The sequence below is a fragment of the Sphingobium sp. OAS761 genome, from assembly GCF_024168485.1.
Taxonomy (GTDB): domain Bacteria; phylum Pseudomonadota; class Alphaproteobacteria; order Sphingomonadales; family Sphingomonadaceae; genus Sphingobium.
Map to the genome: position 1 here is coordinate 131,045 of NZ_JALJVY010000008.1, position 14,733 is coordinate 145,777.

Here is a 14,733-nt window from a genome sequence, read left to right on the forward strand (position 1 = left end):
CTCCGTTGCATGAAGGCGGACCGCCGCCGGTCTTCTCGGCTGACGACGGCCCGTCCCAGGGGATGGTGCGACCCAAAGACCCCTGTGAGTATATATGGTTATCGGTAATAGAGTGCCCGAAGGTCCGCCGGGTTCCCCGAAAGAGGCGACCCGGCGAAGCTTGAGCGGCGCCGAAGCGCTTAGATCTTGCCGACGAGGTCGAGCGAGGGGGCCAGGGTCTTTTCACCCTCTTCCCACTTGGCCGGGCACACTTCGCCCGGATGGCTGGCCCAATATTGCGCGGCCTTGATCTTGCGCAGCAGCTCGGCCGCGTTGCGGCCCACGCCCTCGGGGGTGATCTCGACCAGCTGGATCACGCCCTCGGGATCGAGCACGAAGGTTGCGCGATCGGCCAGGCCGACGCCCGGACGCAGCACGCCGAACTGGTTGGAAATGTCGTGGTTCTGGTCGCCCAGCATATAATAGTTGATCTTGCCGATCGCGGGCGATGTGTCGTGCCAGGCCTTGTGGCAGAAATGCGTGTCGGTCGAAACCGAATAGACTTCCACGCCCATGCCCTGCAAGGTCGGGTAGATGTCGGCCAGGTCTTCCAGTTCGGTCGGGCAGACGAAAGTAAAGTCGGCCGGATAGAAGAAGAAGACGGCCCATTTGCCCTTGACGTCGGCGTCGGTCACGTCGACGAACTTGCCTTCCTTGAAGGCGGTGGCCTTGAAGGGCTGAAGCGAGGAGTTGATAAGAGCCATGGGCTATCCAGTTCCTTTGATAGGTGTTGCTGTTGCTCAGCCTATGTAGGGATTGGAGCGCCCGGGGGGAAATTGGTTTTCTCGGACGGCGTGATTGAGAAAAACGATCAGTATTTCATTCAATGATCGATCGTCTCAATTTTCGATAAGGGCCTGATTCATCGCCTCTTCCACCATGTCCTGCGCTTCCAAGGGCGTGAAGGTCGACCGGTCCAGGCACAGTTCCAGCCACAATCCGTCGACCAGGGCGGTCAGGCTGATCGCGGCGACTCGGACCTGGGCCTCCGTCATGGCCGGCGCGGCGCGGCGCAGCAGGTCCTCCAATTGCGTCCGCGTTTCGCCATAGACGTCGGTGTGGATCGCCGCCATCCGGGGATCGGTCTTGATCAGGCTCCAGAAGGCGATCCACGTCGCCAGCAGGTCGGGATCCAGGATCGGCGGTCGGAAATTGGCGAGCAGGCACGCGCGCAGCCGTGCTTTCGGATCGTTGCCGGCCGCGTCGATGGCGGCGCTGATCGCGGTCGACACCTTGGCCCCGACGTCCGCATAGGTCGCGGCGATCAGCGCATCCACGCCGTCGAAATAATGGGTCAGCAGCCCGGACGATACGCCCGCCCGCGCGCAGATCGCGCGCACCGACGTGCCGCCCGCGCCCTTTTCCGCCAGGCAGCGGGCGGTCGCGTTGATCAGGGTCTGGCGACGAACGTCCGGCGTTTCCCGGACGAACCTGGCGCGGGGACGGGCGGGGGGCGCTGGTTTCGCCATTCTGCGCTTCCTTGTCACTTTTGTTTCAAAGTGCCTTTGGCCCCGAAAGGTGGCGCTGGCAAGGCGCGGTCCTCTCCCGATCAGGGATCGAAGGCGGCCCTGGATGGTTTTTCCACCAACGACATGCCACCGGCGACAAAGGAGAAGACGGATGCCGTTCGGTTTCGGAAAGATATTGGGCGCAGGTGCGCTTGCCTGTTCGGCGTTGCTGGCAGGATGCGGGGCACCCGCCGAAAACGGCAACGCTGCCGGCACTGCGGGCAATGTCGCGACGGTGGAGAATGTCGATGACGCCGATGCGATGACGCCCGTCGCGAACGTGGCGGACTCGCGCCTGCCGACCGACGACTGGGTCGGCCGCTGGACCGGGCCGGAAGGGCTTTTCCTCGACATCCAGCCGTCGCCGGACGGGCAGTCGGGCCATTATGCGATCACCAACCGGGACAATCTCGACCGGCAGGCGGATTATGAGGGCATGGCGGTGGACGGAGCGATCCGCTTCACCCGCGACGGGAAGGATCTGACGATCCGGCCCGGCAGCGGCGATCGGACCGGGTTCAAATATCTGGCGGGCAAGCAGGATTGCCTGATCGTCATTTCCGGGAAGGAAGGCTATTGCCGATAAGGCTGGCGGGGCGCGTCAGCGCGCCGTCGGCCAGGACGGTGCGGCGTGCCGCCAGCGCCAGCAGGGCGATCGCGGCGATCAGGTTCATCGGGAAATGGACCGTCTCCGACACGGCGCGGCCGAACAGCGGGGCAGCCCAGGCGTAGGCGAGCCAGGTCGGTTCCCAGCGCAGCAGGCCCCGGCGCAGGCAGTCGGCCGTCATGCAGGCGACCGCCATTCCCAACAGCACATAGTCATAATCCAGCACATAGGGCGTGCACAGCAGCGCTGCGCTTAGCGCCGCGGCGCTGCGCACTTCGGTGGACCCGCGCCGCGCTACCAGTGCGGCGGTCAGGATCGCCGCCGCCGTCACCACGCCCTGCACCGCATAGGCGAAAGGGATGGAGCCCCCCCATTGGCGGATGGTGGCGAAGGGGCTCTGGATCTTCTCCCACCCGGTCGCGCCGGCCTCGATGATGATGTGGCGGGTCAGGGGCAGGGACTCGAAAAAGGCCTGCCAGACCGCCCAGCCCCAGATCAGCCATGTCAGGACGCACAGTCCCGCGCTCGTCAGGGCTGCCGCGACGAAAGCCCGCCTGTTTCCCCGCGCCAGGATCAGCACCGGGATGAGGACGGCAAATTGCGGCTTGTAGACCAGTGCACCCAGCAGCATTCCCGCCACCCAGGGCCGGCGGTCGAGCAGCATCATGCCGGCGCCCAGCAGGCTCGCCGTCAGGAACGCATTTTGTCCATGGCCCAGGCACACCAGCACCACCGGTGCGCCCAGCGCGACCAGCATGGCGTCGGGATGATCGGGCAGGATGTGGCGGACCAGCGCCAGTGCCAGGGCCAGCGTCAGTCCCTGCCAGATCAGCAGGCCCGCGACATAGGGGAATTGCGCCAGCAACCCGGCGATGATCAGGAAAGGCGGGGGATAATGCCACCCGTAAAAGGGAATGTCGGGATCGTGGTGGACCTGCTTCTGTACCTCGTGGTGCGTCGGCCAGTCCCAGGCGTCCGCCGCGCGCCCCTGATCCGCCATCAGCCCGGCGGTCCATACATTGGAAAAATCCGTGCCCAGCGGCCGTCCCAGCGAATCCACCGTGCCATGGGCGGTCACGAACAGGGCCATCAGGCCGATCAGGGTCGATGCCAGCACGCACCAGGCCGCCACGCGCACGCGGGCGCGGGTGATGAAGCGGTCGGTTGCGGCCAGGCTCGTCATGCGACACCCCTCGCAGAAGCGGCTGAAATTTTGGTAAACAGCGCGTTATTGCGTCGGTGTGTGCCCTATGTGACCACGCTTGGCGCGGCCAGCCGGCGCCTGAGCGCACAGATTTGGGCTTGGCTCCCTTGCCTCTTGCCTCTATCGGGGCTTGGCTCTAGGGCATTGCCTTAACAGTTGTTCAGAACCATCAACGATACCTGTCAAGAAGGACCACTCATGAGTGAGACCGCGGATCGCGTAAAGAAAATCGTCGTCGAGCATCTGGGCGTCGAAGCCGAGAAGGTGACCGAGGACGCCAGCTTCATCGACGATCTGGGCGCCGACAGCCTGGACATCGTTGAGCTGGTGATGGCGTTCGAAGAAGAATTCGGCGTCGAAATTCCGGACGATGCGGCGGAAAAGATCGCCACCGTCAAGGATGCCATCGACTATATCGACAGCAAGCAATAAGGCGCTTTCCGGCCCCGCCTGTTGGGCAGGGCCGCGCTTTTTGTCAGGAAACGGCTCCTCCTGTCCGGCACCGGCCGCGCGCGAGGAGCCTTTTCTTATCTGGCGTGCCGTTCACAAGCATGCTTTTGGTGGCTACATGGGCGGCATAAAGTCCATAAGAAATTTCGGAGCTAGGATATGCGTCGTGTCGTCGTAACCGGCCTTGGCATGGTGAGCCCGCTGGGCGGGGATGTGGAAACCAGCTGGAAGAACATCATCGCTTCCAGATCGGGCGCGGCAACGATCACGCGGTTCGATGCGACCGACTATAAGTGCCGCATCGCCTGCGAGGTGAAGCCCAAGGATCATGAATATGGTTATGACGCCGGGATCGATGTCGATCACAAGATCCAGCGGCAGGTAGATCCCTTCATCGTCTTCGGCATTTCCGCCGCCAGCCAGGCGCTGCGCGACGCGGGCCTCGACAATATGACGGAGGAGGAAAGGTTGCGTGCCGGCTGCTCGATCGGTTCGGGCATCGGCGGCTTGCCGGGCATCGAAAGCGAATCGCTGGTTCTCGCCAACAAGGGGCCGGGCCGCGTGTCGCCGCACTTCGTCCATGGCCGCCTGATCAACCTGATCTCGGGCCAGGTCTCCATCAAATACGGCCTCATGGGGCCGAACCATGCGGTCGTCACCGCCTGCTCCACCGGCGCCCACTCGATCGGCGACGCCGCGCGCATGATCGCGATGGACGATGCCGACGTGATGCTCGCGGGGGGCGCGGAAAGCGCGATCTGCCCCATCGGCATCGCCGGCTTCGCCCAGGCGCGCGCGCTGTCCACCGCTTTCAACGACACGCCGGAAAAGGCATCGCGTCCCTACGACATCAACCGCGACGGCTTCGTCATGGGCGAAGGCGCCGGTGTGGTCGTGCTGGAGGAATATGAGCGCGCGAAGAAGCGCGGCGCGAAAATCTATGCCGAAGTCATCGGCTACGGCCTGTCGGGCGATGCCTACCACGTCACCGCCCCGCATCCGGAGGGCAATGGCGGCTATCGCTCGATGGAAATGGCGCTCAGGAAGTCGGGCCTCAACCTTGAGGACATCGACTATGTGAACGCGCACGGCACCTCGACCCCGCTCGGCGACGAACTGGAACTGGGCGCGGTAAAGCGGCTGTTCGGCGACAATCTTTCGACCATGTCGATGTCGTCCACCAAATCGGCCATCGGCCATCTGCTGGGCGGCGCGGGCGCGGTGGAAAGCATTTTCTGCATCCTCGCCATGCGCGACCAGATCGTGCCGCCGACGCTTAACCTCGACGAACCGAGCGAAAGCTGCAAGGGCGTGGACCTGGTCCCCCATGTCGCCAAGGAACGCAAGGTGCGCGCGGTGCTGAACAATTCGTTCGGCTTCGGCGGCACCAACGCCTCGCTCATCATGAAGGCGATCTGAAGGTGCATCGTCATCGTGGGCGCGGCGCGGCGATCCCCGGATCGGCCTGCCGCGCCCGCCATGACGGCGTGCGTTGATCCTTATGGCCCGGCGATCCCGCTCCAGTCCGTTGCGCAGCCTGGGCTGCGTCATCCTTCTGGTTGGCCTGGCGGTCGCCGCCTTCATCGCGTTCCGCTTTGTCCATGGCTGGACCGAAGACGGTCCGGCGCCCCGGGACATCAGCGTGGTCGTGCCGGAAGGCGCCACACTCTCGGATGCCGCCGTGCTGCTCAAGCAATCGGGGGCGGTGCGCTCGGCCGATGCGTTCCTCACCCGGGCGAAGGTCTTTGGCGGCGGGACGCCCATCAAGGCGGGCGAGTTCCGGATCCCGGCCGGCGCCAGCAACAAGGACATTCTGCGCATCCTCCAGGGCGGCAAGACGCTGACCCGGCTGGTCACGATCCCGGAGGGGATGCCCTCCATCCTCGTCTACGAACGCCTCATGGCGAATGACGAACTGACCGGCGACATCAAGGTGCCGGAGGAAGGCAGCGTCCTGCCCGACAGCTATGCCTTCGACAAGGGCGAGCCGCGCGCCGCAGTTCTCGGGCGGATGCAGGCGGCGATGGACGGGCTGGTCAAGAAGCTGTGGGCCGAACGCGCGCCCGATCTGGTGGTCAAGACCCCGCGCGAAGCGATCATCCTCGCCAGCATCGTCGAAAAGGAGACCGCCGTCCCCAGGGAACGGCCGACGGTCGCCGGCGTATATGCCAACCGTCTGCGCAAGAACATGATGCTTCAGGCTGACCCGACCATCATCTACCCCATCACCCGGGGCAAGCCGCTGGGCCGGCGCATCCGCAAGTCGGAAATCGCGGCGGTCAACGACTATAATACCTACGCGATGGTCGGCCTGCCCAAGGGGCCGATCGCCAACCCCGGGCAACTGTCCATCCTGGCGGTGCTGCACCCGGCAAAAACCAACGCGCTCTATTTCGTCGCCGACGGGAAGGGCGGCCATATATTCGCCGACACGTACCAGCAGCATAATGAGAATGTGCGCAAATGGTTCGAAATCCGCCGCGCGCGCGGCGAACTCTGATCGTCAGCGCAGCACTCCCTTGCCGACCAGGGTGCGGGCGTAGAGCAGCTGGAACAAAGCGATCAGGATGATCACCGCAGGAAATGCCGCCGCTGCCGCCACCCCTTTCTGCGCGATCAGGTCCGTGCCCAGCAGCGTGTAGCCGAACTGAACCAGCACGGCGATCAGCGAAACGAGGAACAGGCTGGCCGCCGCCGCTTTCTTCATCAGCAGCATGATTGCACCGGCCGTGCCGGCCCCCACCGCGACGGCATAGACGCCCCAAAGCCAGGCGGGCATGGTGGCGAACGCATGCGCGGTGACCGGGTCAGTCCTGGCAAGCTCGTCCAGATCGGCCCCATATTGCATGACGAAGGCGGCGACTCCCGTCAGATTCCACAACAACAGGACGATGCCGATGATCAAAAGGGTGCGTGGCGCAGTCATAACTGTCCTCCTCTCCCAAGGGGGGTGGCAGCACGGTCGGGCCCGCGCCGCCCGATCTTCATTCTATACCTCTCGCAATCGTTACGATAGCGTCTCCCTGCCATGACCGGTGCAAAATCGGACAATCCGCATCCCCGGTCCGACGGGGCACCGGTCATCGTGACGGCGCTGATGGGGGCGGCAGACTTCGCCTGGGCGAACGGCCTGCGGCAGGCCCATTTCCCGCCCGAACGCAATGTCCTGCCGGCCCACATCACCCTGTTCCACCATCTGCCGCCATCGGCGCTGGAAGAGGTGGCGGCGCGTCTGCGGCGCCTGTGTGCGGGGCCGCGCCCCGCCGCGCGCCTCGCCGACGTGATGCTGCTCGGCCGGGGCGTCGCCTATCGTATCGACAGCCCCGACCTCCTGCACATGCGCGACGATCTCGCGGATGCCTTCGCCGGTCTGCTGACCCCGCAGGATCGGGCCCGCCCGCGCCTGCATGTCACCGTGCAGAACAAGGTGGCGCCCGCGACGGCGAAGGCGCTGGCGGCTCGTCTGCGCGCCGACTTTTGCCCGCGTCCGTTCGCCATCGCGGGCCTTGCCGCCTGGCATTATCGCGATGGTCCCTGGGACCTGGCGATGAAAGCGATGTTCCGGGGCTAGGACGCCATGCGCCGCGGTCAGGCCAGCCCGACTTCCTTCAGCGGCACCGACGCGTCGGCCAGTTGCGCCTGGTCCAGCAGCGCGCCGGACAGCACATGGGCGCGCCCCTGCACATAATCCTTGACCGCGTTGACGCAATCGAGCGCGATCACCTTGCCGCCCTTCATGTAGAGGACGGAGAAGCTGCGGGTCGCCGGATCGCCCCGCAGGATCGTCTTGTCATGGCCGATCGACAGGCCGACGGTCTGCAGCTTCAGGTCATATTGGTTGGACCAGAACCAGGGCACCGCGTCATAGGCGTCTTCCTTGCCCATGATATGCGCGACGGCAGTCTTGGCCTGGTCGTTTGCGTTCTGCACCGATTCCAGCCGCATCGTCGCGCCGCCGGCAAAGCGGTTGCTGTGCGCCGCGCAATCGCCCACGGCATAGATGTCGGGCAGCGAAGTGCGGCAATATTCGTCGACGTCGACGCCGTTGCCGCCGGCCGCGCCCGCCGCGATCAGCGGGCCGGTTTCGGGCACGATGCCGATGCCCACGATCACCATGTCGGTCTCGATCCGCTCGCCGTCGGCCATCAGCACGGCACTTGCCTTGCCGTCCGTCACCTCGATGCAATCCATCTTGGCGCCGGTCCGCAGGTCGACGCCGTGGGCGCGATGCTCGGCCTCGTAGAACCGCGACAATTCTTCGCCCGCGACCCGTGCCAGCACGCGGTCCAGCGCCTCGATCAGCACCACCTTCTTGCCGAACTTGCTGAGGACGGCCGCCGCTTCCAGCCCGATATAGCCGCCGCCGATCACCGTTACATGGCTGATGCTGTCCAGCTTGGCCATCATCGCGTCGACATCGTCGCGGCGGCGCACCGCATGGACGTTCTGCGCGTCCGCGCCGTTGCATGTCAGCATGCGCGGGCTGCCGCCGGTGCACCAGATCATCCTGCCATAGCTGATTTCCTGGTCGCCCACCGTCACGAACTTGCCCTGAGGGTCCACGCTCTTGACGCGCTTGCCCAGAAGCATGTCGACCTTGCGCTCTCCCCAGAAGGCGGCGGGACGGATCAGGATGCGGTCGAAGCTCTTGTCGCCCGCGAAATATTCCTTGGACAGGGGCGGGCGCTCGTAGGGCGGGTCCTTCTCGTCGCCGATCATGCCGATGCTGCCCTCGAACCCCAGTTGTCGCAGCGAAATCGCCGCCTGCGCTCCGGCATGCCCCGCGCCAACGATCAGCACATCATAGTTCATTGGACCGCATTCCCCTTGTCCTCGTCCCCTTTGCGCGCTCATTGGCGGTCTTTGCCCGGTGAGGCAAGGGCGATATTGATCTTCGGGCTTTGTGCAATGGTAGCGGAGGAGGCGCTAAAACTTTCGTATCAGGCAGGTTCAGGGCGTCCCCAAGTCCACTGTAAAATCAGCGATTTATATTGCAGTATGTTCGCGGTCGGTCGCCCTCATTTGCCTGAATCCACATCGAAATGTGGGAACGAAAGTGGGACGATTTTTGGCCTCATAATGTGGGAACCGAGGCGAAAAATTCCCTAACAGGGAACCAAACCCGATGGCGCTGACAACCTTGAAAGTGAAGAACGCGAAGCCTGGCCGGCATACCGATAGCAGAGGTCTTTGCCTGCTCGTGAAGGAGAGCGGGGCGCGGACATGGGTTCTGCGAATGCAGAGAAACGGGCAACGCCGTGACTACGGGCTGGGATCAGCGTTGGACGTATCGCTAGCCGAGGCACGCGAAGCAGCAACAGCGTTACGCCGCCGTGTTCGAGAGGGCTTCGATCCAGTCGCCGAGCGTCGGAAGGCGCGAAAGATCGTGCCCAACTTCGAAGCCGCGACTCGAATTTGTCATGAGACGCTGCGTGAAGGCTGGAAAGGTGGGCATCATGCGAAGTGGCTGTCCAGCTTCGAAAAGCACGTCTTCCCTAAAATCGGCAACAAGCCGGTAGACCAAGTGGACAGCGCCTGCGTGGTCGAGGCGCTTGCGCCAATCTGGCTCGAAATACCGGAAACCGCCCGCCGCATCCTCCAGCGCATCAGCGTCGTTCTGGATTTTGCGCACGTCAAGGGATGGGTGCCGGAGGAAGTATCACTCCGCTCCGTTCGGAAAGGCCTTCCCCGCCAGAACGACAAGCGCGGTCATATGGAAGCCATGCCCTATGCCGAAGTCCCGGCGCTCATGCAGAAGCTTGCGGGAGCTTCGCCCACAACTGGGCGCGATGCCTTGCGTTTTACCATCTACAACGCTGTGCGGTCGAATGAGACGCGCTTTGCGGTGTGGTCCGAGTTCGACCTTGATAATGGCATCTGGAGCATTCCCGGCGAGCGCATGAAGGCGCGGGAAGCCCATATCGTACCGCTCTCCGCGCCTGTCGTTGCGCTGCTGCGCAAGCGTTGGAACGAGCGCACCAGCGACACCGGGCTCGTGTTCTCACATAATGGCGAGAAGCCGATCAGCGATGTAACCATGACCAAGCTGTTGCGAGATGATGGAATCGCAGGAATTACGGTCCATGGCTTTCGTTCATCCTTTACCGATTGGGTAGCCGAACGGACGCGCTTACCGAAGGAAGTTGCCGACAAGGCACTGGCGCACAAGCTGCCCAACAAGGTTGAAGCCGCCTATCGCCGCACCGACTTTTTCGACAAGCGGCGCAGCCTCATGGCGCGTTGGGCCGAATATCTCGACCGCACAGAGACACAGAATGGCAAGGGGACGGACGCCACTGCAACGGCGTCCGTCCCTAAAGCGCTCCGCGTTGCCGCCTGACCAAATCGTGCAGGCTGGCGGTGGTGATACGGGTTGCCTTGCCGAGCTTCACCGTTTCAACCTCGCCAGCTGCGATCAGTTCATAGAGCTTCGTGCGACCGACGCCGATCATGCGCGCCGCTTCATTGACGCGGACGCAGATCGGATCGGGGGGCGGGAGCGCGGTCATTGGGCATGGCTCCCGGCCCGTTCCTCGCGATAGCTGACAGGATCGGCCATCCAGCGTTCGACGGACGACTCCCGCCAGCCAGCGCCATGAACGCTGATTCTGATTTGAGCGGGAAACGTCCCGTCCGCGATCTTGCGGTAAAGGGTGGAACGGGAAAGCCCGGTGCGGGCCAGAACGGTCTTCAATCGAATGATACGATCGGTGTTGGACATCGACTTATTCCATACATGCGCCAGTTATGCCTTTCCCCCATGAGAGTTGAACAATGCGGGCCGTCCCTCAGCCCGCAAGGGGCAATCGGCGCGCATAGGGCTATGGCGGGCCTACGGCGGCAAATATCGGGGATCGGCGGAGATTTCGCGCAGGCGGCGGCGATAGCGGATCATCGGTGGCCCCAGGCGGCAAGCTGCGGTCGCCTTTTGCCGGGAGCGAGCGGGGTGGTGCCTTGCAAGGGCAAGCAGCGGGCGCTTCGCCCGTGCAATGATAGCAATCGACCTGTTCGAGTCGCACGCCATGGCGGACCTCTTGTTGACGACCCGCCAAGCCGTCTTGTGCTATGCCTCCGGTGCATAAGCTGTCTCGGTTTTTCCGAGAGTGCAAGTGGATAGGAAATGAAGTTCCTAAAGTAGGCACTATACTGCCGCTTTCGGCACTTCAGTGCCGATTTGCACATTCTGGTGGCACTCGCACCAAAGGCTTTGCGGTTTCCCGATGGCAATTGTCATGCGATTGAATTACATATTAGCTGGAGGAGTGATCCCATGGCCAACAATGCCCTTATTCAGACCCGCATCGATTCGGACGTAAAGGACCGCGCCTCCGCCGTGTTCGAGCGGATGGGGCTTACGGTATCAGACGCGGTGCGCATCCTTCTGACTCGCACCGCGCGCGAGGGCGTTGCCCCCATGGAACTGCTGGTAGAGCGGCAAGCCTATGACCAGTGGTTCCGGGCGCGAGTGCAGGAGGCGCTGGACGATGATCGGCCCGACATTGAAGACGCCGAGGTTTCCGCGCGGTTTGCTGAGCTCCGTGCGAACGCGCGAAAGGGCATCAAGCCGGTGCAATGAAACTCGCTTGGTCCAATCGCGCAACGACCGACCGTCTGGCGATATTCATCTGGATTGCAGAGGATAACCCTCAAGCCGCCGCCGATGTTGATGATCGCATCGAGGTAGCGGCCCAGCGCCTCAAAGATTTCCCGAACAGTGGGCGTCTGGACCGGATCGAAGGCACGCGCGAATTGGTGATCTTGCGCACGCCCTATATCGCACCTTACCAGATCATCGGGGATACCGTGCGCGTCCTTCGCGTAATCCATGGTGCGCGCATGTGGCCCCACGACCTTACCTAGGAGTTCGAGCCGGAGTAAGTTGCCAGATACCCACAGTTGGTGAACGATGGCTGGTGGCGGACTGGGAGCTTAGTGACGTCAAATCCGATAAGCGGACGGTCCCCTTTATAGCCTGGAGTACATCGAGTCGAAGCATACGGTGCGGAGGGTAATGCGTGACGGCGACACAAAGGCAGCTTGCGCTTGAGTTAACAGCGGTCGGAGAAGAAGGTCCGGACGCTTCAGCGTCTAGAGCGCGTCCGGAGGCCATGGCGAAGTTTTCATACAAATAGAGACTTTGAGTCGAGTCAGCGACAGGCTGCGGGGCATTGAGCTAGTGCGCCCGCCCGTGCTCAGCGGGGGTGATTTTGGCAGCGAGCGTTAACATTGACACAACACATAAGATGTGTTCTTTTATGATCATGGCAAACGGGAATCTGGTCTCTAACGACCGGCAGGCACGCGACTACGAGCAGACTTTGGAAGACATCGATAAGGCGCTGTCTTCCGAGCAGGTTCTGCGGTCGCTGGTTCAGGGGCTCCCGCAGGAAGTGATTGAGGGCGTGCGACGAACCCTCGCAACGGAGCGTCGGGAGCTAGCGGCCTTGCTGCTTGCCTATCAGAACACGAAGAATGGCGACTTTGCCCTACTGAAGGAGCAGGCGGGCAACGACCCCGGCGCGTTTCTGATTGCCGCCCGCATTGCCCGCAATCTGACGCAGAAGGAACTTGCGCGGAAACTTGGTCTGAAAGAGCAGGCTATTCAGCGCTGGGAGGCTGAAAAGTATCGTACCATCACCCTGCAAAATTATCAGAAGGTCGCGCAGGCGCTTGGCGTAACATGGCGAATGCAGGAGGGAACTCCCCTCACAGAGAAATGGGGTCTGTCTTATGATGTCACGCCAGCAGACCTGAACAAGGTGATCCGGCACGCGCGGGCCAAAGGCTGGTTCGAAGGGAAAATCACATCTGATGACAACGGATCGGCGACGCTGTTCCGCTATATCAATGATCATGTAACGCGCTACGGCACGCCATCGCTGTTGAGGACTGGGCTCGGTGTCATCAGCCACAAGGATGACTGGTCCGTTCTGTCATGGAAGGCGGAAGTGACACGCCGTGCCGAGAAGGTCATCGAGAAGATGAAGCTCCGGTATCGCCCCATAGATGTATCATGGCTGGTGGACCTCGTTCAGCTGAGCCAGCGTGAGGACGGCCCGAAACTGGCGCAGGCATTACTGCTTGAACATGGGATCATCCTGATGGCGGAGCCGCAGATCGCTGGCATGAAATTAGATGGTGCGGCGTTTCTCGCTGACGATATTCCGGTGATCGGCCTGACCCTGCGCACAAACACGCTGGACAATTTCTGGTTTACGCTCCTGCATGAGGTTGCACATGTAATTCTCCACTACAGAACGGGCCTCTCCGCCGGTTTTTTTGATGAGGATGCATCGATGTACTCCGATGGGATCGATGGTTTTGAAGCGGAGGCGAACGAGTTTGCCGGAAATTTGCTTATTCCTGAGCATATCTGGACTCGCTCACCGGCACGTATTGCAAAATCCAGCGAACCGATTGAGAAGCTGGCGCATAAACTTAAAATTCACCCTGCCATTATTTTTGGCCGGATCAGGATGGAGCGAAAAGACTACTCGATCTTCTCAAATAAACTGGGGCGCGGGCTGGCGCAGAATCAGCTGCTGAATAACGCAGAGAAGGAAGACGCATGACTGGTAAAAATGTCTGGTATGATCCCGCTCTGCGCATGAAGGCGGGCGAACTTGTGGGTCTTAGCGCTCTGGCTCCCGATATCGCCGACCGGACGCTTCCCCGAATGATTGTTCCGCCTCCTGAAGAGCGGGATGATGAACTTCAGGCTGCGCTTTTTGAAACAGAGTCACAGCCGGACATCGCGAAGGCCTTGGCCGCCACATGGCCACAGCGGGATGTCCTGATCGAATCCACTTATCTTATGGATGAGTTTGAAAGGTCGCGATCCGGTCTTTGGCTTCCGAAGATGTTTGAGAGCGCATGGAATCGCAATGTGCGAGCCATTCCCCTTGTGCTGACGAGCGATCTTCTTGACGACAATGTTGGAGCTTTCAGGGCAGCGGCAAACCATCCCAGCGCCATCAAGCTCGGCATCGTGATACCGTATGATGACCTTGTTGACGTTGAAGTGCTGAACCGCGTCATTGATAAGCTGGCAACGATTGGTCTCAGTCCGACCCAGTGCCTGGTCACAGCTGATTTTAGTAAGGCTGACTTCACGCAACCGGAATTCGTCGCTGATGTTATCGCTGGTGTGCTCGATCTACTAACCGCTTCCGCAATGTGGAAGCAGATCGTCTTTCAAGGAACGAACTATCCTAAGAGAAATCCTGCGGAACCGGGTGGCTATTATCAGGTGCCGCGTAATGAGTGGATCGCATGGCGGCGCGCGGTAAAGCTTGATCCGCAGACGGCTGAACATATGCTCTTCGGCGACTATGCCGCCGACTGCGCGGAGATTAAATTCGGTGGAAAGGGCGGACGGGCAATCCGTCATTATCGCTATACAACCACCGACGCATGGTATGTGCAGCGTGGTCTGGACATCGGCACACACGAGGAAAACATGCGGGCCGTTTGCATGAGCATCGTTGCAAGCGGCAAGTTCGCGGGCCGGGAGTTTTCCTCGGCCGACGATCATATTTTCCTGAACTCCAGAGGCTTGACCGGACCCGGCAACGCCAAAAATTGGAGAGCCATTAACACGACCCACCACATCACGCGGGTTATCACCGACATTGGTGCCGTCAGGGGAATAATCTTCAAGAAAAGAGCAATTTCTGAACTTGGCGAACAGCAAACCCTGTTTGCCTAAGTCAGTTTGGGGTCAATCCCGCCCCTCGCTTTGAAAGGCTATAGACTATTAGCCTGCGACGCTGGAACGAGCCCCTCCGGTGTGAGATGCTTCAACCTGGCGATTCGGCGAATGGCGAATACGCGGCCTGACGCATCACCTTGCGTTCGCGCGCTGGCGAAGTCGAACACGCTCGCTAGACTGACGGCGAGTTTGGATTGGTCCGAAACCATGATAT

Annotated in this window: 17 protein-coding genes; 10 read left to right on the plus strand and 7 right to left on the minus strand. The window is 61.7% G+C overall.

The annotated features are described in order from the left end of the window. Nucleotides 1–179: 179 nt before the first annotated feature. Both ahpC and J3E64_RS12335 read right to left on the minus strand, forming a co-directional pair. Nucleotides 180–743, minus strand: coding sequence for an alkyl hydroperoxide reductase subunit C (ahpC, locus tag J3E64_RS12330; RefSeq protein ID WP_253343275.1), 564 nt, complete (start codon nucleotides 741–743; stop codon nucleotides 180–182). 135 nt (nucleotides 744–878) lie between these two features. Continuing rightward, nucleotides 879–1,508 (minus strand): TetR family transcriptional regulator C-terminal domain-containing protein, encoded by a 630-nt coding sequence (locus J3E64_RS12335; protein ID WP_253343277.1) that lies wholly within the window; start codon nucleotides 1,506–1,508, stop codon nucleotides 879–881. Between the two features lie 151 nt (nucleotides 1,509–1,659). On the opposite strand from J3E64_RS12335, the gene J3E64_RS12340 reads away from it, so the two are divergent. Further along, on the plus strand, nucleotides 1,660–2,133 hold the full coding sequence (locus tag J3E64_RS12340) for a hypothetical protein (protein ID WP_253343279.1): 474 nt from the start codon (nucleotides 1,660–1,662) through the stop codon (nucleotides 2,131–2,133). On the opposite strand, the gene J3E64_RS12345 is transcribed toward J3E64_RS12340, so the two are convergent. Continuing rightward, entirely contained in the window at nucleotides 2,102–3,337 is a 1,236-nt protein-coding gene (locus J3E64_RS12345) for a glycosyltransferase family 87 protein (RefSeq protein ID WP_253343281.1), read from the minus strand. The two genes, J3E64_RS12340 and J3E64_RS12345, sit on opposite strands and share 32 nt — an antisense overlap. A 219-nt stretch (nucleotides 3,338–3,556) precedes the next feature. Here J3E64_RS12345 and J3E64_RS12350 point away from each other — a divergent pair, with 219 nt between their 5' ends. The 3 genes from J3E64_RS12350 (at nucleotide 3,557) to mltG (ending at nucleotide 6,308) form a co-directional block, all read left to right on the plus strand. Further along, nucleotides 3,557–3,790, plus strand: coding sequence for an acyl carrier protein (locus J3E64_RS12350; protein WP_007689016.1), 234 nt, complete (start codon nucleotides 3,557–3,559; stop codon nucleotides 3,788–3,790). Between the two features lie 177 nt (nucleotides 3,791–3,967). Further along, nucleotides 3,968–5,227: a beta-ketoacyl-ACP synthase II gene (gene fabF / locus J3E64_RS12355; RefSeq protein ID WP_253343283.1), complete on the plus strand. Its 1,260-nt coding sequence runs from the start codon at nucleotides 3,968–3,970 to the stop codon at nucleotides 5,225–5,227. Between the two features lie 109 nt (nucleotides 5,228–5,336). Beyond that, entirely contained in the window at nucleotides 5,337–6,308 is a 972-nt protein-coding gene (mltG, locus tag J3E64_RS12360) for an endolytic transglycosylase MltG (protein WP_253343430.1), read from the plus strand. A 3-nt stretch (nucleotides 6,309–6,311) separates the two neighbouring features. Here the strand turns inward: mltG and J3E64_RS12365 are convergent, their stop codons facing one another. After that, nucleotides 6,312–6,734 (minus strand): sugar transporter, encoded by a 423-nt coding sequence (locus tag J3E64_RS12365; RefSeq protein ID WP_253343285.1) that lies wholly within the window; start codon nucleotides 6,732–6,734, stop codon nucleotides 6,312–6,314. A 102-nt stretch (nucleotides 6,735–6,836) separates the two neighbouring features. Between J3E64_RS12365 and J3E64_RS12370 the strand changes: the two genes are divergently transcribed. Continuing rightward, nucleotides 6,837–7,379: a 2'-5' RNA ligase family protein gene (locus J3E64_RS12370; protein WP_253343288.1), complete on the plus strand. Its 543-nt coding sequence runs from the start codon at nucleotides 6,837–6,839 to the stop codon at nucleotides 7,377–7,379. Nucleotides 7,380–7,396: 17 nt separating this feature from the next. Here J3E64_RS12370 and J3E64_RS12375 read toward each other — a convergent pair whose 3' ends face one another. Further along, the gene (locus J3E64_RS12375) at nucleotides 7,397–8,620 is read right to left on the minus strand and encodes an NAD(P)/FAD-dependent oxidoreductase (RefSeq protein WP_253343290.1); all 1,224 of its coding nucleotides are present in this window, start codon (nucleotides 8,618–8,620) and stop codon (nucleotides 7,397–7,399) included. Between the two features lie 313 nt (nucleotides 8,621–8,933). On the opposite strand from J3E64_RS12375, the gene J3E64_RS12380 reads away from it, so the two are divergent. After that, a complete protein-coding gene (locus J3E64_RS12380; protein WP_253343292.1) occupies nucleotides 8,934–10,148 on the plus strand; it encodes a site-specific integrase in 1,215 nt (404 codons plus the stop codon). On the opposite strand, the gene J3E64_RS12385 is transcribed toward J3E64_RS12380, so the two are convergent. Beyond that, entirely contained in the window at nucleotides 10,123–10,317 is a 195-nt protein-coding gene (locus tag J3E64_RS12385) for a helix-turn-helix domain-containing protein (RefSeq protein ID WP_096060525.1), read from the minus strand. The genes J3E64_RS12380 and J3E64_RS12385 overlap by 26 nt on opposite strands. Continuing rightward, nucleotides 10,314–10,529, minus strand: a complete 216-nt coding sequence (locus tag J3E64_RS12390) for an AlpA family transcriptional regulator (RefSeq protein ID WP_021316615.1) — start codon at nucleotides 10,527–10,529, stop codon at nucleotides 10,314–10,316. Before J3E64_RS12390 ends, J3E64_RS12385 begins: the two co-directional genes overlap by 4 nt. A 549-nt stretch (nucleotides 10,530–11,078) precedes the next feature. On the opposite strand from J3E64_RS12390, the gene J3E64_RS12395 reads away from it, so the two are divergent. The 4 genes from J3E64_RS12395 (at nucleotide 11,079) to J3E64_RS12410 (ending at nucleotide 14,516) form a co-directional block, all read left to right on the plus strand. Further along, nucleotides 11,079–11,384: a type II toxin-antitoxin system RelB/DinJ family antitoxin gene (locus tag J3E64_RS12395; RefSeq protein ID WP_253343294.1), complete on the plus strand. Its 306-nt coding sequence runs from the start codon at nucleotides 11,079–11,081 to the stop codon at nucleotides 11,382–11,384. After that, the gene (locus tag J3E64_RS12400; RefSeq protein WP_253343296.1) at nucleotides 11,381–11,668 is read left to right on the plus strand and encodes a type II toxin-antitoxin system RelE/ParE family toxin; all 288 of its coding nucleotides are present in this window, start codon (nucleotides 11,381–11,383) and stop codon (nucleotides 11,666–11,668) included. The genes J3E64_RS12395 and J3E64_RS12400 overlap by 4 nt, the downstream gene beginning before the upstream one ends. 395 nt (nucleotides 11,669–12,063) lie before the next feature. Further along, on the plus strand, nucleotides 12,064–13,380 hold the full coding sequence (locus J3E64_RS12405) for an XRE family transcriptional regulator (RefSeq protein ID WP_253343298.1): 1,317 nt from the start codon (nucleotides 12,064–12,066) through the stop codon (nucleotides 13,378–13,380). Next, the gene (locus J3E64_RS12410; protein ID WP_253343299.1) at nucleotides 13,377–14,516 is read left to right on the plus strand and encodes a beta family protein; all 1,140 of its coding nucleotides are present in this window, start codon (nucleotides 13,377–13,379) and stop codon (nucleotides 14,514–14,516) included. Before J3E64_RS12405 ends, J3E64_RS12410 begins: the two co-directional genes overlap by 4 nt. The last annotated feature ends 217 nt before the right edge of the window (nucleotides 14,517–14,733 follow it).